Source organism: Acidimicrobiales bacterium (assembly GCA_035533095.1).
Taxonomy (GTDB): Bacteria; Actinomycetota; Acidimicrobiia; order Acidimicrobiales; family Palsa-688; genus DATLUM01.
Window position 1 is genome coordinate 1 of the sequence record DATLUM010000141.1, and the last position, 17,188, is coordinate 17,188.

Annotated in this window: 13 protein-coding genes, 1 tRNA gene and 2 pseudogenes; 4 read left to right on the plus strand and 12 right to left on the minus strand. The window is 66.6% G+C overall.

The features are described 5' to 3' along the window. Window positions 1-483: 483 nt before the first annotated feature. Complete coding sequence (locus VNF71_16530) at window positions 484-1,542, plus strand: hypothetical protein (protein ID HVA76163.1); 1,059 nt, start codon at window positions 484-486, stop codon at window positions 1,540-1,542. Beyond that, window positions 1,529-2,413, plus strand: coding sequence for a hypothetical protein (locus tag VNF71_16535; protein ID HVA76164.1), 885 nt, complete (start codon window positions 1,529-1,531; stop codon window positions 2,411-2,413). Before VNF71_16530 ends, VNF71_16535 begins: the two co-directional genes overlap by 14 nt. 267 nt (window positions 2,414-2,680) lie before the next feature. On the opposite strand, the gene VNF71_16540 is transcribed toward VNF71_16535, so the two are convergent. From VNF71_16540 to galU, 7 genes and pseudogenes are all read right to left on the minus strand, one after another. Beyond that, a tRNA-Ala gene (locus VNF71_16540) sits at window positions 2,681-2,754 on the minus strand. Between the two features lie 72 nt (window positions 2,755-2,826). Further along, window positions 2,827-3,474 carry a hypothetical protein gene (locus tag VNF71_16545; protein HVA76165.1) on the minus strand — a complete coding sequence of 216 codons (648 nt, stop codon included), beginning with the start codon at window positions 3,472-3,474 and terminating at the stop codon, window positions 2,827-2,829. Between the two features lie 13 nt (window positions 3,475-3,487). Beyond that, complete coding sequence (locus VNF71_16550) at window positions 3,488-4,102, minus strand: hypothetical protein (protein ID HVA76166.1); 615 nt, start codon at window positions 4,100-4,102, stop codon at window positions 3,488-3,490. Between the two features lie 364 nt (window positions 4,103-4,466). After that, window positions 4,467-4,958, minus strand: a pseudogene (moaC, locus tag VNF71_16555) (cyclic pyranopterin monophosphate synthase MoaC). A gap of 73 nt (window positions 4,959-5,031) precedes the next feature. Continuing rightward, on the minus strand, window positions 5,032-6,027 hold the full coding sequence (gene moaA, locus VNF71_16560; protein ID HVA76167.1) for a GTP 3',8-cyclase MoaA: 996 nt from the start codon (window positions 6,025-6,027) through the stop codon (window positions 5,032-5,034). A gap of 10 nt (window positions 6,028-6,037) precedes the next feature. Continuing rightward, window positions 6,038-7,255: a gephyrin-like molybdotransferase Glp gene (glp, locus tag VNF71_16565; GenBank protein ID HVA76168.1), complete on the minus strand. Its 1,218-nt coding sequence runs from the start codon at window positions 7,253-7,255 to the stop codon at window positions 6,038-6,040. Beyond that, window positions 7,252-8,136 carry a UTP--glucose-1-phosphate uridylyltransferase GalU gene (gene galU / locus VNF71_16570; protein HVA76169.1) on the minus strand — a complete coding sequence of 295 codons (885 nt, stop codon included), beginning with the start codon at window positions 8,134-8,136 and terminating at the stop codon, window positions 7,252-7,254. Before galU ends, glp begins: the two co-directional genes overlap by 4 nt. A gap of 128 nt (window positions 8,137-8,264) precedes the next feature. Between galU and VNF71_16575 the strand changes: the two are divergent. Next, window positions 8,265-8,405 (plus strand): annotated as a pseudogene (locus VNF71_16575) (FmdB family zinc ribbon protein). 14 nt (window positions 8,406-8,419) lie between these two features. Here the strand turns inward: VNF71_16575 and VNF71_16580 are convergent. Continuing rightward, the gene (locus tag VNF71_16580; GenBank protein ID HVA76170.1) at window positions 8,420-8,656 is read right to left on the minus strand and encodes a hypothetical protein; all 237 of its coding nucleotides are present in this window, start codon (window positions 8,654-8,656) and stop codon (window positions 8,420-8,422) included. On the opposite strand from VNF71_16580, the gene VNF71_16585 reads away from it, so the two are divergent. Continuing rightward, window positions 8,650-9,417, plus strand: a complete 768-nt coding sequence (locus VNF71_16585) for a phosphatase PAP2 family protein (protein ID HVA76171.1) — start codon at window positions 8,650-8,652, stop codon at window positions 9,415-9,417. The genes VNF71_16580 and VNF71_16585 overlap by 7 nt on opposite strands. Window positions 9,418-9,632: 215 nt before the next feature. On the opposite strand, the gene VNF71_16590 is transcribed toward VNF71_16585, so the two are convergent. The 4 genes from VNF71_16590 to VNF71_16605 form a co-directional block, all read right to left on the minus strand. Then, a complete protein-coding gene (locus tag VNF71_16590; GenBank protein HVA76172.1) occupies window positions 9,633-10,268 on the minus strand; it encodes a hypothetical protein in 636 nt (211 codons plus the stop codon). Window positions 10,269-10,282: 14 nt separating this feature from the next. Then, complete coding sequence (locus tag VNF71_16595; protein HVA76173.1) at window positions 10,283-11,335, minus strand: hypothetical protein; 1,053 nt, start codon at window positions 11,333-11,335, stop codon at window positions 10,283-10,285. A 243-nt stretch (window positions 11,336-11,578) separates the two neighbouring features. Continuing rightward, the gene (locus tag VNF71_16600) at window positions 11,579-14,023 is read right to left on the minus strand and encodes a glycosyl hydrolase family 65 protein (protein HVA76174.1); all 2,445 of its coding nucleotides are present in this window, start codon (window positions 14,021-14,023) and stop codon (window positions 11,579-11,581) included. A 355-nt stretch (window positions 14,024-14,378) separates the two neighbouring features. Further along, window positions 14,379-17,102: an HAD-IC family P-type ATPase gene (locus tag VNF71_16605; protein ID HVA76175.1), complete on the minus strand. Its 2,724-nt coding sequence runs from the start codon at window positions 17,100-17,102 to the stop codon at window positions 14,379-14,381. Window positions 17,103-17,188 lie beyond the last annotated feature (86 nt).

Genomic DNA, 17,188 nt, shown 5'->3' on the forward strand with positions numbered 1-17,188 from the left:
GACGCACCAAATGGGGGCGTCTGTTTGCACGAAGTCTGCTCTGGTGGAGGTGACCGGATTTGAACCGGCGACTTCTACGATGCGAACGTTCTTTTTGGACCCCTTCCCCCTAGCGCAAAAGCACGAAGTTGCAGGTCAGGGGGGGTGTGCGAGGGCACTGCCGGGCATCGATGGGCCCGGAAAGGCACCCATTGAGACACGTTGAGACACGAACACTAGCGGAAATCGGACACTGACGAACATATGTTCCACCCTGACGACCTTGGCGAAGATCGCCGTGTGGGATCAGGGCGGATCGGTCGACGGGTCACCTCTGCCGTGCACTCGGCGGCGCCGAGCGGGACGCATTTCGCTCGGGGTCCCGTTAACTCTAAAAGCTCTAAAGACTCTAAAGACCTCTAAAGCTAGGGATAGCACCCTGACGCCTAGATGCTACCCTTCACTCATTGACAGTTTTCAGTGCGTAGTGAAGGATACGAAATAGTGAAGGTCACGGTGAAACTCGAGCGGGCTGAACTCGATCGGTACGGGCGCATCTTCTCTGCCGTTCCCGAAGTCAACGTGATCCCGGACGCCAAGGCCGAGGTGATGATCAACGGCCAGCACCGTCCGCTCATGGTACTGCCGCGACCGTCGTCGGGTTCCGATCCGGGCAGCGCCGCCCGACGCCTCGCTGAAACGCTGCCCAGAGGGGCGGTCGGCTTGGTCGCTGCGCGGTCGATCCCTTACAACGAGCGAGACGCGATCGAAGTTGCAGGACTGTCGTGGTGCGACGGCCGCGGGGCGCTGCACCTGCGCTGGCCCGGGATGCTCGTGCACGTCGATCACGGAGGCCGCCGGCTTGCGGCCAGTAGGAGCACCGGACCGGACGACCCTCATCTTGGCCCTGCCGGCATTCGCGCTGTCCAGGTCCTGCTCGCCAGCGCGGAAGATGAGTGGACTGTCAATCGGCTGGCCGAACGAGCCGCGATCTCAGTCGGCCAAGCTCACAACGTCTTTCGCGCCATGGAACAGAAGCGGCTGGTTCACGCTGTCGGGAAGGGGCCCAAGCAACGCCGGGTGGTCGATGATCGCCGAGCCGCCCTGGATTGGCTCGCGGTCGTAGACGGCGCCCGTCGCCGCCCCCCCGCTTCTGCTACCTATCTTTACGGCCGCACCCAGGCTGAAGTCGCCCGGCGCTTCGCTGAACGAGCCGCCGCCACCGGAGTTGCGTACGCCGTGACCGGCGCTGCGGCGAGCAGCCTGCTCGGCATACCGGTGCTAAGCCGTATTGTCGTCACACAGATCCGTGTCGGCGGTCTTCAACCCATCGAGGCACTGGCGCGCCTGGGCCTTGAACACCTCGAGGCAGACGATGCTGGCCGGGGCATGAACGTAGACGTGTGGAGAGACATCGGCGAGGTCGGAACGTTCAGCGCGTCGGAGGTTGATGGGGTCCGTGTCGCTCCGCCAATACGGGTGTGGTTGGATCTCCAACGACACGGCGGGCGCAACGTTGATGCCGCCCAACTCTTCAGGGAGCAAGTCCTTGAACGAGCCTGACGGACAGCACGTCGCAGGCTACGACTCGGATGTCGCCGGGGCGCTAGTCGGCGTAGCCGCCGACCTCGTACGTGCTCTCGGGTTTATGGCACGCCACGTTGTTCTCATCGGTGGCCTCGTCCCTGGACTGTTGGTGCCGGTCCTCGACCCCGGGATCGAACCGCATGTCGGCACCGCGGATATTGACCTGTGCCTGAGTGTCGCCCTTGTGGAGGGCGACACGGAAGCGTACGAGCGGATCGAGACGGTCCTCAGGAGCCTCGGGTTCCGCGAAGGCGACGCCTCGTTTCGCTGGCAGCGTCACGCGGATATTGGGCTCACCGTCGAGTTCTTCTGTCCGGCTGGCGAACAGCGCCCGGCAGGCCGCGTGTTCCGGCCAGCCCGCTCAGACAACCCGACAGGCAAGCACAACTTCGGCGGTCGGCTCTCGGCTCTCGCACTCGACGCCGGCGAACTGCTGACCACCGACATCGAGGTCGTCCACCCTTCGGTAGTCCTGCCGGAGAACAAGGGGATGCTCGACATGGACCTTCGCGTTACTGGGCCACTGGCGTTCTTGACGGCCAAGATCGATGCGTTGCGCGGCCGCGACAAACCGAAGGACGCCTATGACATCGTTTGGCTCATCGAAAGCTGGCCAGGCGGCCCAACCGCCGCGGCCCAATCCTTCTCACAACGCCCCGTCTTCCAGCGCTCTGAAGTAGTTGCCGCCCTTGAAGCGATCCGCGACGCCTTCGCGGCAGGTGACCGCGTCGGTGCCCGCAGCTACGCACGATTCTTGGCAACCGACGCCCGAGAGGAACCCCAACTCGAGCGTCGCGCTGTCGGTGCCATCGCCGAATTCACTGCCGCACTACCGATTCGAAGCTGAGGAACAGCGGCGACCGACGGCATCGAATCGTCGCTCGCGTCGACCACCATGCCCGCGGGACGCCATCCGGCGTGTCTTACCGTGTCTCATTTGACTGAGCCGGCCGGGACGATAAGCCCGTCTTCCCTTGTCGGGCTACATCAATACGCCCGAGAACACACCAAGTCCACTACCCCAGCAGGCTGCAAGGATGCGAATCTCAACCTCCAACGTAGAAGTCAAACGATCTTTTGGCGATCCCAAATATCGCTTCCACCAGGACTTTTGTGGAGGTGACCGGATTTGAACCGGCGACTTCTACGATGCGAACGTAGCGCTCTTCCGGGCTGAGCTACACCCCCGTACGGGAAGCTTCAGGCTAGCGCGCAGCGTCAAAGAGCATCGCGCCATAGGAGGCAATTCTGCGATGCTCTTTACGCCCGTTCCTCCTTGGCCCGCTGCTCGAGGGCTTCTTGGAGACGCACTTGCAGCAGGGTCGTGGTGACGTCGCTGCGGGTGCGCTCGAGGACCGCTCGCAGCGCGTCGGCGGTCCGCCGCAGCCCACCCGTCACGGCGTCGGGGTAGTCCACTACGACGAGGGCCTCGTAGACATCCTCCATCTGGGCGAGGAGCCTCTCGGCCATGTCGGTCTCGCCGGCGCGCAGCCTGTCGAGCAGGTGCCGGCGCAGTTCGGACGCGGCCTCCGCCAGGCCGTTCAGCCATGCGGGCAGACCGACCTGAAGCTCGTCCCAGCCGGGCAGGTCGCCAGCGCTCACGAGACGGGCGGTGAGGACCGCCTCTGCGTATTCCTTCTCGGCGTCGTGAAGAAAGCCGGCGTAGGCGACCATCGGGAAGGGAGCGAGCGCGTTTTGGGCCTCCCTCAGCGCCGATTCGCAGTCGGCGGTCAAAGAGGCCGCCCTTTCGGGATCCCGCCTGTGCACCGCCCGGATGGCACTGCTCGCCAGACGGATCGTCCGCCGGCACGCCCCGAGCCCGGACTCGCGGGCGGCGTTGACCGCGTCCAGCCGCTCGCGTGCCTGGTCGATCCGGCTTGGAAGATCGGGCGGCGAGCCCTGACTCACTGAAGTCTTTGGGTCAGTTGGCAGCGCGGCGCAGGTCCAGGTCGCCGTAGCCGGATGCGCCCATGTCGTAGGCGGGGCGCGGGCGGGCGGGGCGCGCAGTCTGAGGCATGAAGGTGAGTTTCAGCTCCCGCTCGGCGGCCAGGTTTCGCAAGCGGATTAGAAGCGCGACGTACGCGGTGAACAGCAGGTCGAACACGACTTGCACGGTCCACATCGCCGACACGCTCGACACGACGCTCAACAGCAAGGAGCCGAGAACTCCGGCGAGCAGCGCGAAGAACACGTCGCGCCGGCGCTTCTGCGACCGCCGGCGGGCGGCCGACGACTGGGGGCGGGACTGCGCGGGCCGGGCCGCCGGGGCGGCGCCAGGACGCGGCTGCGCGAGGTTCTGGCCCGGAATGCGGGCCGGCGGGCGGTACGGGGGGATGGTCGCGCGGCCGGCCACCGGACCGCTGCGGAGGCGATTCGCGGGGGCGACGACGGGAGGCGTCGCTCGTTCGAGCACGGTCAGGTGCCGGCGGAAGGTCCCTACCGAGTCGGAGAAGGTGCCCTCGGTCCGTGAACGCAGCCACGAGACCAGGAGGACGCCCCAGATAATGGCCAGAACCAGCAGAACCACAGTAGTCAAGACTCCTCGGCCTACTTTCGCTATAGGGGACCGTAGGACTCGGCGCGCCGAGAGTGGTGGATGCCAACTCCAGTGCACCTGACCCGGGGTCCGGCCGGTACGGGAACGATCTGGCTTTCTTTCTCAGCCAACGTTTAGGAAACGTTACCCGTGGATAGGTGCCGCCCGCCAGACGGATGGCCAAACTTGCCCTCTGACCAGGGACGGAGTGCCGGACAAGCCGTACGAATCGCCCCGGGTCCCGCCAGGGTTCTCAGACGAACGGATCCGCTTCGCTGCCGGCACGGGTCACCGATCCGCCGAGCGGGGAGTTGAGGTCCAGGACCGGGTTGGCGGAGGTGTTGACGAGCGGGTTGCTGAGCGGGTCGTCCGCGTCGGTGACAGGGCGGCGCCAGTGACCACTGCGACCGCCGGTCTTCTCCCACAGAGCAAGGTCGCCGATGACCATCGAGCGGTCGGCGGACTTGCACATGTCGTAGATGGTGAGCGCCGCGACGGAGCACGCGGTCATCGCCTCCATCTCGACACCTGTGCGGTCGACGGTCTCGACCTGCGTCTCGACCTCGACGTGGTCGTCGCCGATGGTGAAGTTGATCGTGACGGCACCAACCAGAAGCGGGTGGCAGAGCGGGATCAGGTCCGCGGTGCGCTTCGCCGCCTGGATGCCGGCGATCCGGGCCGCGCCGAGCACGTCGCCCTTGGTGATCGCGTTGCTCGCCACTTTCGCCGTCGTCTCCGGCTTCATGTAGACCCGGCAGCGGGAGATCGCCCTACGGTGGGTTGCATCCTTGGGGGTCACATCTACCATCCGTGCCCGCCCAAGCGGATCGAGGTGGGTCAGGCCACGGTCGGACATGCGCTGAAGTTTACAGACATGTGACGTGCGCCGCTCCTGTTGGTGCTGAAGACGACGGACGGGAAGCCGGGTCTCAGCCCCCGATCTGGCTCATGCTCCGGGCGGGCCGGATGAACTGGACCTGCCCGATGGAGTGCCCTGCCCATTTGCGGCCGACCTCGGCCTCGATCGCCGCAGCGAGGTCGTCGTCGCTGCCCCCACCCCGTAGAACGGCACGGAGATCCGTCTCCCGCACCGCGAACAGGCAGTTGCGCAGCTGGCCCTCGGCCGTGAGGCGTACACGGTCGCACGAGTCGCAGAACGGACGGGTGACGCTGGCGATAACGCCAACGGCCCCCAAACCGTCCGCATACCGGTAGGTCTCGGCCGGCGCGGCGTCGCGCGCCGCGGACCCGTCGGGTGCGACAAGAGACCAGCGCGCGTCGATGGCGGCGATGATCTCGGACGCGGGGACGACCCGATCTCCGGTCCAGGTCCCGCCCGCGTCCAGAGGCATCCACTCGATGAACCTGATCTCCACTCCACGGTCCCGGCCGAAGGAGGCGAAGTCGAGGATCTCGTCGTCGTTGACCCCCCGGACGAGGACACAATTGACCTTGACCGGGTGAAGCCCGACGGAGAGAGCCGCGTCTATGCCGGCGAGCACCGAGTCGAGAGCGTCGCGGCTGGTGATCTCCGCGAAACGATCCGGCCTCAGCGAATCGCACGAGATGTTGATCCGTTTGAGACCGGCGCGGGCCAGGTCCGCCGCCTGGTGCGCGAGGGTGGCTCCGTTGGTGGTCATGGCGATGTCGACACCGAGCGAGGCCAGCCGCTCGACCAGGACCGGCAGGTGCGCGCGCACGGTCGGCTCACCGCCGGTGATCCTGATGCTCTCGAAACCGAACCGATCCACACAGACACGCGCGACGCGGGTGATCTCCTCGTAGGAGAGCACCTCCTCGCGGGGCAGCCACTGCATGCCTTCTTTCGGCATGCAGTACGTACAGCGAAAGTTGCAGCGGTCCGTGACGGAGATCCGCAGATCGCGGACCGTGCGGTCGTACGGGTCGATGAGCGGGACGGCCACCGATAGCAGCCTAAGCGCCCAGCAGCATCAAGCGGACGGGATCTCCCGGCCGGACAGCGGTTTCGGGCTCGATCACCGCGAGAGCGTTCGACAACGACATCGCGTGCAGCTGATGAGACCCCTGCCCACCTGCCCCCTTCGCGTGAAGCCGGCCTTCGTCACCGAACGACGCCACCACGCGCACGAAGCTCGTCCTGCCGTCGGTTGCACCCGTCCAAGCGTCGTCGGCCACTCCCGGCACGACCTCACGGCGCAAGCTGCCATCGGCGAATCCCGCGAGCTTGCGCAGGCCGGGGCGCGCGAGAAGCTCGTAGCTGACCATGGACGACACGGGGTTTCCCGGGAGCCCGAAGACGGGGACATCGCCGAGCAAGCCGAACGCGAACGGCTTGGCGGGCCGGATCGCAATCTGCATCCAACGCATCGAGGCGATCCTGTCGAGCACGGCCTTCACATAGTCGAAGTCGCCCATGCTGACACCGCCGCTGGTCAGGATCGCGTCGCAAGTTGATGCCGCACTGATCAATCGGCGCTGGATCTCGGCTTCATCGTCGGGCGCGATCCCGAGATCGACGGCACGGAAGCCGTCACGAGAAAGAAGCGACGTGAGCGTCCGGCGGTTGGAGTCCCGGATCTGACCCGGTTGCAGCGTTCCGCCTGCCTCGACCAGCTCGTCACCGGTCGAGAGCACACCGACGGTGGGCAGCGGGATGACCTGTGTCTTTTCCCGGCCGACGCTGCACAACACGCCGACGTGACCGGGACCCAGGACCGTTCCCGGCGAGAAGACCTCCGCCCCGGCGGCGATGTCCTCGCCGGCCCCGCGCACGTGATCGCCGGGAGCGGACGACGCGAACACGAGGACGTGGTCTCCGTCGGCTCTGGTGTTCTCGACGATCGCCACGGTGTCGGCTCCTTGTGGGAAAAGAGCGCCCGTCATGATCCGAAGCGCTTCTCCCCCACCGACCGCGGTGTCGGGAACGTGGCCGGCCGCGAGTGTTCCGATCACCTTCAAACGTGCAGGGCGCTCCGGTGTGGCGGACGCGATGTCAGCGGCGTGCACCGCGTATCCGTCCATGGCGCTGTTGGCAAACGGTGGCACCGGGTCGGCAGCGCGCACATCCTCGGCGAGCACGTGGCCGAGCACCTCGCCGACCGACAACGACTTCGCCGGCAGCCGCCTGCACGCCTCCAAGACCTCGGCGACCGCGTCGTCCAGAGCGATCAAGCGTCGCTCTCCGTGTCCAAGAGACGGCGAAGGTACGCGCGGAACTGGGGGCCGAGGTCCTCGCGCTCCAGGGCGAACTCAACCGTCGCCCTGAGGAAGTCGAGCTTGTTGCCGACGTCGTAGCGCCCGTGCTCGAAGGTGTATCCGTAGACGTGCTCGGTGGCGAGGAGCCGCTTGATCGCGTCAGTGAGCTGGATCTCGCCGCCCCTTCCCGCGGGGGTCTCCTCGATCGCGTCGAAGATCGCGGGAGTGAGGACATAGCGGCCCATCACGCCAAGGTCCGACGGGGCATCCTCCGGGGCCGGCTTCTCGACGATGTCGTGGACGCGGACAAGGTTCTCTCCGGCGGGTTCCGTCTCGGCGCTTCCGTAGAGCGAGATCTCCTCGCGAGCCACCCGCTTCAACGCGAGGACGCTGGCCCCCGTCCGCTCGTGCGCCGAGAGCATGCCGGCCAGGATCCCGGACTTCTCGTGCATGATGTCGTCGCCGAGCATCACCACGAACGGTTGGCCGCCAACGTGCTCGCGCGCGACGGACACCGCGTGGCCGAGGCCTCGGGGCTCGCCCTGGCGGACGTAGTGGATATCGGCCATGTCCGCTATCGAACGCATCTGGGCGAGGTCCTCCTCCTTGCCGGCCCGCTCGAGGTAGTACTCGAGCTCGAACGACCGGTCGAAGTGATCCTCCAGGCTCCTCTTCCCGCGCCCGGTGATGATCAGAATGTCCGTGATCCCCGCGGCGACCGCCTCCTCTACGACGTACTGGATGGCGGGTTTGTCGACCAGCGCCAGCATCTCCTTGGGCTGCGCCTTGGACGCCGGGAGGAAGCGGGTGCCGAGGCCGGCGGCTGGGATGACTGCTTTCTTGACGGGGCTCGACATGCCAGGCAGTTCTACCACCCCGACCTGCCCCAGAGCCGTAGCTCTCCAACTACCGGAAGCCCGGATTGGGATACACTTGGCACTCGTAAAGCTCGAGTGCTAACGCCCTCAGGAGAACCGGATACTCCATGCCTACCTACGAATACGCCTGCAAGTCGTGCGGTGAGCATCTGGAAGTCGTGCAGTCGTTCAAGGACGAGGCGCTGACCACCTGCCCAGCTTGTGGCGGCAGCCTTCGCAAGGTCTTCGGGAGCATCGGCATAGCGTTCAAGGGAACCGGCTTCTACAAGACAGACAGCCGCACCTCAGCCACGAAGACCGCCTCCAAGACCGAAACGGCTTCGACCTCGTCGTCCTCGTCGGAGTCGTCGTCAGGCTCCCCGTCGTCGGCCTCGCCGTCTTCTGGCTCGTCGACGGGATCCTCGTCTTCTGAGGCACCGTCCTCTTCGGGCTCGTCGTCGGGCGCCGCTGCGTCCTGATCACGGCCGGCGCCCTGGTCTAGCGTCTGGGGTCGTGTCAACAGCGACCCACCAACCTCTCCACCGACCGGCTCGCTCCGCCTGGGAGCAGGTAGTACGCGCCGGCGGCGTGCTGCTAGCAGTCTTCGTCGTCCTCGCCGGAGTGCTGGCCGTCCTCGGGCTCGCGGTGGTGCACCGCCACGGCGGCGGGCCGATCCAGGGGTGGGACAACACGGTCGAGCGCTGGTTCTGGGATCACCGCGCCCACATGGTGACGGCGTCGAAGATCATCGCCAAGGTTCTCGACGCCGGGCCGCTCGGCGGCATCGTTGCCGTCATAACAGTCATCCTGCTGCTCGCCCGCCTGCAGATCCGGGCGCTGATCCCTCTCGCGGGGTACATCGGCGGTGAGGCGTTCGTGTACGTGACGCGGCTGTACATGCACCGACCGCGCCCGTCGACCGCCAACTATCCCGCTCCGCACGCGATTGCGGGGGTGCACGAGACGAGTTGGTCGTTTCCGTCGGGCCACGCTTCGGGGGCCGCCGCGGTGCTCGTGTGCCTCGGTGGGCTCGCCGCGGTGACCTGGCGGATGTGGTGGCCGTGGGTGATCGGCGTGCTCGCCGCGCTCGCAGTAGCGGGCTCCCGGCTCGTCCTCGGGGTGCACTGGTTCAGCGACATCGTGTTCGGACTCGCCGTCGGCGTTCCGTGGGCGATCATCGCAACGTTGGTGCTGGCCCGCGTCGAGTGGCCCTTCAGCTGGTTGGGCCGGCGTGAGCCCGCCGAAGAAGACCAAGGAGTTCGCGCGTTCCACCTGCGGTGAGGCGCACGATCAATGCGCCGCTCACGACCGCGAGCAACGCCACGTCGATCTCGGCGGCCAGCGGGACACCGGTCATCGGCAGCTGAGGCGGGGGCCCGGCCACGCTCGGATGCGTCACCGTGGGCGGGTCCACCGTGGGATGGCCGATCGTCAACGTGACGCTTACCTGTCCCGGCGATCCGCTGATGCCGGTTGCCCCTGACTGACTCATCTTCCTACGCCACCACCGGCGCCGCTAAGGGGCCCTTGAATCGCCTCGCGCGCCGGCGCTCGCGCTCCACCAGCACAGCCACCACGACCAGGATGCCGATGGCGATCAACGCCCAGGGGAAGAGGTCCTTTGCCAGTGGCGCCACCACGTGACTGCTCGGATTGGCCTTAACAAGGACGACCAGCTGCTGCACGATGCTGAGATCTCCGTCGTTGACTGCCGAAGCCTCAGCCCCGATGCCCGCCAGGGCCGCGGACTTGATGCCGTGGGGCATGTGAATCGTGACCGGCACCCGAACCTTCTGGTACGGGCCGAGGTTCACGGTGTGAGTGCCGAGGCTCGTCCCGGCAGCCAGGCCGGTGTCCGGACGGCTGAACTGGTAGCCCCCGTTGACGTAGTTCGTCCCGAGCACGTAGAGGTGGACGGTGACCGGGCGGGCGGTGCGGTTGTAGACGATCACCGCGTCGTGGACCGTGGACCCGTCGGCCGGATGTGACAGTGACGTCCTCTGGTGCTGGCCCGCGGGGGCGGCGACGAGACCCCACGTGGTTGTCTGCACCGCTCGAGCCGGCGCGCTCGCAAGGAGCACGCCGGCCGAAGCGAGGACTGCGGCGATGAGGAGGCGGAACCTCGTGATCACGGCTTACTGGTCGATCAGGGTTGGTCGATCAGGGTGACGGTCATGACGCCCTTGTAGCTTCCCGCCGGGATGCTGGTGGTGTTGATCGCAAGATCAGGGCTCGAGGAGTACGAGCCGGTCTGGGCTATCGATCCGGTCAGGCTCGTCACGCTGGTGATGCTCGCTGTCAGGACGTTCTCGATGCTGGTGAGGTCGCTGGTGAGACCTGTCAGGCCGAGCTGGTCCACCAGGGCGGTGATGCCCTGGAGCATCGTCGAAACGTCCGACGACGTGAGGTAGCCGCCGTTGATCAACTGGGTGAGGGTCGGGTTGCTCGTACCGAGGGTGCTGGTCATCAGGCTCTGCACGTCGGACAGCAGGCCGGTTGGGTCAGCGGTGCCGTCCATGATCTGCACCGGGGTCGCCCCCGTCGCGGTGGTGTCGCAGGTCGGGTGCACGTCGGGGGTGGCGAAGTTCCCCCCGAGCCCCGTGGTGGGCAAGTTGACCGGGAGCGTGCCCGCGAGACTGGCAAGAGTCGACCCGATGAGGTTGGTGGCGGTGCTGCCGGTCAGTTGCGACTGGCTCAGCGGGTTCTGCGAGGCGGGCAGAAGGCCGTCGACCGTGTTGTTCACGGTGACCGGCGTCAGCAGCAGAGGATCGCTGATGTTGGTACCGGTCAAGGTACCTACGACGGTGAAGACGGGTGTCAGGTTGGCGCTCACGCCGCCGACGGTCAGCAGGCCCGTCGGCGACGACAGGGTCACCGCGCTCGACGGAACCTCCGAGCTGCAGTTATACGTGTTGTTGGCGAAGCCGTACAGGTTGGACATGGTCGCCTGCACCTTGAACCCATTGTTGGTATAGGAGCTGTCCTGAACCTTGGCAATGAAGTTGCTGGTTCCAGAGGACAGGTCCGTGGACGTCAGCGGTGTGGTGCCGTCCGGCTGGAACAGAGACAGCGTCCGGGTTCCACCGGTACTGCTGTAGAGCACGTCGACGCCGGACGAGCCGAACGCAGGCCCGGCGAGCAGCGTGAGCATCGCCGCGCCGGCGCCGAGTGCGGCGAACTTCTTGGTGGTGAGCCTCACTGCTACCCCTCCCTAGACAGCTACATGTCGAATGAACCCAGCACTTGGCTTTCGGCGGCTGTTGTGTAGGAGTTGATGGCCCGTAGAGGTGATTTCGGCCGCCCTCTGGCTAGGCCAGGACCACCTCGTCCGGACTAGTCATGAAGCGCGAGGCGAGCGTGCGTCCGAGGTCGGAGGGCGACATCGATCGCCCTTACAGGAGTCTGCCCGCGGCAAACGGGAGACTCGTCGCAGCCAAAGACTTCAGAGGTGCCCCCCGACCCAGAGTGGGGGGACACTCGGCTGACGTCTGCGGCGGGCGCGGCGGCGCGAGGGGACCAGGCGGAACGTTGCCGACTCGCCAGCCTGAAGCTGAACGTGGTCTTCCCGCACGCCAATGGTTATGGGGGCTGCGGGACCGGTGGCAGAGGTGATGCTCAGCTCGCGGTGGTCCACGTTGATGGTGAGGATGTGGTTGCGGTAACGCAGGACGAGGTTCAGATGGGGTATCTCGTCGGGCAGTAGAGGACTGAAGCGCAGCACGTCGCCGTGGGTGTCAAGACCGGTGTAGCAGCGTTCGAGCAGATCGATGGTTCCAGCCATGGCCCCGAGGTGGATGCCGCGGCTAGTGGTGCCGCCGTCGTCGGACAGATCGGCGGTGAGCGCCTGTTGGAGGAGTCGGTAGGATCGGGTTCGGTCGGTCCGGGCCAGGACCCAAGCATGAGCGACGCGGCTGAGAGTCGATCCGTGGCTGGTCCTGGCCAGGTAGTAGTCCACGGTGGCCGGGATCGACTCGGTGTCGAAGTCGTAGCCCATTCGACCCAGCACGGTGGTGAGCTCCTCGGCTGACAAGAGGTAGAAGAGCATGAGGGCATCCGCCTGCTTGGACACCTTGTAGCGGTTGGTCGAATCTGCTTCTGCTTCGAGGATCAGATCGAGACGGCCGATGTCGCCGTAGCGCTCGCGATAGCGGGGCCAGTCCAGCTCGAGCAGGTCGTCGTAGCCTTCGAACTGGGCCAGCAGACCGTTGCGCAGGAACGGCACTCGCAGCCCGCGGCCCACCCGCTCCCACAGATCCAGCTCGTCCTTGGCGAGCCCGAGCGAGTCCCACAGCTCGTGGCCGAGGCTCGGACCGATCAGCTCATAGACGTCGCCGGCCCGGGCCAGCGCCCACGATGCCATCACGTTCAGATAGGCGCTATTGTCCACGCCCTCGCCCGGCCGGTCGGGGTAGCCGTCGTGGAACTCGTCGGGGCCCATGACCCCGCGCAGGTCGTAGCGGCCGGTGGCCGGGTCATGAGCGGCGAGGCAGGCGAAGAACCGGGCCGACTCGACCAGCAGTTCGGCGCCGTGGCGGACCAAGAACCCGAGGTCGCCGGTCACCTGCCAGTGCTGCCAAACGTTGTACGCCACAGCCGCATTGATGTGGTATTGCCGTCGTGAATAATCAGTCAGCCACCGGCCCGAGCGCGGATTGAACAACTCGGCCGGTGTCTCCTCACGCCCGTCAGAGCCGCTCTGCCACGGGAACAACGCGCCTTTGCAGCCTAGCTGCCGGGCCCGCCGGCGCGCCTGGGGCAGGCGCCGCCAACGGTAAAGGAGCAGAGACCGGGTCAACTCCGGGAGACGCAGGTTCAGAAGGGGGAACACGAACAGCTCGTCCCAGAAGACGTGCCCCCGGTAGGCCTCGCCGTGCAAGCCGCGAGCGGGAACCCCCGCGTCCAAGATCGTGGCGTGTGGAGAGAGAGACTGCAGGAGGTGCACCAGGTGCACCCTGACAGCCAGGCCGGCGCCGCCGTCACCGTCGAAGTCGATACCGAACCGCTGCCACAAATCGCCCCACGCCTTGGCATGAGATGCGAGGACATCCGGGAAACGAGGGGCGTCGCGTGCCGTTTCGATCGCCGCCTGCGACGGCTCGGATATAGCGGCGTCGCGGGAGGTCACCACGCCTACCGCCTTCTCTATGACGATCTCGTCCCCACAGCCGACATCGATTTCCAGCTGATGACCGGCCAGTCCGGTCTCCTCGATCTCCCGGCCGGCGGGCCGGCCTCCTGCCGTCCCAGCCCACGCTTCGGTGCGGGCGGCTACCGCCACACGCACCCGGGACTGGACCGTCTCGGCCACCACAGCCGCGACCGCACCGTCGTGTATGAGCTCGGTCACTTCCAGGTGCCGGGCGGCCAGGAGACGGTAGGCGGGGACGTTTCTGTTGGTGACCCTGCCATCCACCACCGAGCGCACGTCCAGCCGACCGGACCAGTTGAGCGGCCAGAGCCGAACCTCGATCGCGGCGAGATGCGGGGCCGCCATCGAAACCAGGCGCCGCTCGCGGACCCGGCTGCGCCTGCCTGCGCTGTCGACGAGAACCGCCTTCCGGGTTAGGACCGCGTGGCGCAGATCCAGACTCACATCATGATCCTCGAGGCGACCCTCACCGTTGGCGAACCACTCGCCGCCGGCGAACCGGTAGGTAAGCGACAGCCAGTTCGGGATGTTGACCATCGACTCGTCCTCGCGCCGTCGCCCTTCCACCTCCGAGGTGAGCCGGTTGTAGACACCCGCCACGTAAGCGGCCGGGTAATGGATGTCATCCGGCCCGACGTGGGTCATCGCTCCCCGAGCCGCCATGTACCCGTTGCCGACCGTCAGCAGCGCTTCCCGGGTCCCCTCCCGGGCCGGATCGAAATCACGAAAAGAGAGCACCCACCGGTCGCTCCCCTTCGGCGACCTATCGTCGAGCAGTTCGGCAAGCTCAGCCGTTGAGCCTCCAGGTTCTGATCGCCCCACCCGCCTACTGTTGCGGCTCCTTGCACCTGAGCTTCCCGTCATCACGGCACGAACCTTCTCCACCAGGCCCACAGCCTGCGGGGGTTGCCGTCACGCGAACCCGTTGATTCATACTCACCCCTCATATGGATCTCGACCCGTGCGGGGCACAGCCAGTCCCGTAGCCGTTCCATCCCCACCAGCCTCGAACCCGATCGGTGACGGTCGGAAGGGTCAAAGGTCACCTTCCGGCCCAGCCATCTCGGGGAGAGACGTTCGCCTCTCTCCGAAATCAGCCACCTCGCTGGGTTGGGGTCCGCTGCCGGCGGCGCAAGCGGCGGATCGCCTTGTGGGCTTCGACAGCCAGGAAGAGGGCTGTGGCGGTGAGTACGGTCCAACCCCAGGTATTGGCGGGCAACGGCGCGATCTGCAGGAGATGCTGGGTCGGGGCCCAGTGCATCGCGGTGAGGTGGATTCCGAGCGCGGCCAGGGTGCCGGCGATGAGTAGCCGGTTCCCCTTGAAACCGGTGCGGAGGAATGACTGGGTCTCAGAACGGCTGTTGAGGACCATCACGTTCTCGAACAGGACCATCAAGACCATGACCGCGTTACGCGAGGCGCTCGTGGTCCAGCCGGCGTCGAGAAGGACGCGGTACATGCCGAAAGCCGCGCCGCCCACGATCGACGCGGTCACAGCTATCCGTTCGAGCATGAGCCGGTTGAACACCCCTTCGCTGGGCGGTCGGGGGGGGCGGCGCATCTCGTGCCCTTCGGCTGGCTCGAACGCCAAGGCGACGTCCTGGATGCCGTTGGTCACCAGGTTCAGCCACAACAGCTGCACCGCGGTTAGCGGTGGCGGCATACCGGCGCTGAGGGCGAGGAGGAACAGAACCAGCTCGCCGGCACCTGTGGATACCAGCAGGCTGATCACCTTTCGGACATTTCCGTAGGCGATCCGTCCCTCTTCGATACCGGCCACGATGGACACGAAATTGTCGTCCGTGACGATGAGATCGGCGGCTTCGCGGGCGACGTCGGTGCCGCCGCGCCCCATCGCCACGCCGACATGGGCTTGGCGTAATGCCGGTGCGTCGTTTGCGCCGTCACCGGTCACCGCCACGAGCTCCCCCCGCCGGATGAGGGAGTCGACGATCGCTAGCTTCTGGGCCGGTTCGACACGGGCGAATACGGTCGCCCCCGAAACCAGTGCGTCCAAGTTGCGAAACGGTTCGGCGGGCGAGCCGGATTGTACGGCGACGCGCAGGTCGTGGCCGGTGACTACCTCGCCCGGCCCGGCCGCGATGCCGACCTGACGGGCGATCGCCAAGGCGGTGGAGGGGTGGTCGCCGGTGACCATGAGCACCCGCAGCCCGGCCGCCGCGCATGCCTCCACCGCCTCCCGAGCGCCGGGGCGGGGCGGGTCGAGCATGGCGACCAGGCCGAGCAGCACCAGATCCCGGGGTGGCCGGTCCTCGAGGTGGCGGCCGGCGCCGCCCGGGGTGGATCGTGAGGCCACGGCGATGACTTTGCGACCATCGGCGGCCAGCTGCTCCGCGACGTCGAGCACCTCGTCATGGGCCAATGGCTGACGTCCGTGCGGTCCGAGCTGACGGGTGCACATGGCCAGCACGGTCTCTACCGCCCCCTTCACGTACAGGTCCGCAGTGTCGGAGTCGGAGGTTTGGTGGAGGCTGGCCGCGAATCGCCTTTCAGGCTCGAAGGGGATCCCGTCGAGCAGAGGGAACCGGGCGATGGCTTCGGGGCGAGTTATACCGAGCTTGTGGGCGAATACCAAAAGGCCGACGTCGACCGCGTCACCGTGATGGGTCCATCCCGAGTCCTCGCGAGCGAGGACTGCCTCGTTGCACAGGGCACCGGCTCTCGCCAGATTGGCCACTTGGTCGCGTCGAGAGACGTCGGGAGCCTCGACAGGGGTGACGTCGCCGAATGGGACGGTGCCGGCACCGCTCACGGCCCAGCGGGAACCGCCCGGGAGGACGACGTCGGTGACGGTTAGCTCGTTGACTGTCAAAGTCCCGGTCTTGTCCGAGGCGATCGTCGTACAAGAACCCAGCGACTCGACCGCGGCCATGCGCCGCACGATCACATGACGACCGGCCATCTTGCGCATCGCAAGAGCCAGCGCGACCGTCAGCGCGACCGGAAGCCCCTCGGGTATGGCCGAGACGGCGAGGGCGATGGCCACCAGCGCCACCTCGTTCAGCGAACTGCCCCTTGCTGTCTCGATGACCGCGAAGACGGCCGCTACTACGACCATGACCGCCGCCACCCAGTGCGTGAACCGCCGCATGCGCATCAGCAGCGGGGGTTCGGCAGCTTGAAGCGTCGCGAGCTCGGAAGCGAGCGCACCTATCTCGGTCGCCAGTCCAGTGGAGACCACCGCCCCGTCACCGCGCCCACGGGTGACGAGGGTCCCCGCGAAGGCCATGTTCACCCGGTCTGCGAGCCCAACCTCATCGGAGAGAGTCTCAGCCGCATTCTTGGCCACTGCCGCTGCTTCACCGGTCAGCAGAGACTCGTCCACACGCAGATCCTGGCTGTCGAGCAGCCGGACGTCGGCGGGAACCTTGTCACCCGACGCCAACAGGACGACATCACCGGGCACAATCGCCGAGGCGTCGACTTCGACGACATCCCCGTCTCGTACCACCCGAGCCGATGTGGTCATCATCTGGCGGAGCGCCAGCGCGCTCCGTTCCGCCCGCGCCTCCTGGAGGGTCCCGATGACCGCGTTGAGCGTGACCACCACTCCGATGAACACCGCGTCAGACCACTCCCCGAGGACGACCGCCAACCCGGCCGCCACAAGCAGGATATAAATGAACGGGCTGGCGAACTGGCGCAAGAACACCGTCGCCACTCCGGGCGCCGCTGGCTGGGGCAACACATTCGCTCCACCAACATCCAACCGCCGGCGCGCCTCCGCAGAACTCAGCCCCCGCCGAGAACTATCGAGCCCAGCGAGAACAGTATCGACAGAATCCGTGAACGACATCGTCTTCGCATGCCATCCAAGCCCTCGGCGAAACGTCGCTGGCAGAGGCGAACGTCACACACGACTCAGCGGTCATCCGTGCCGGG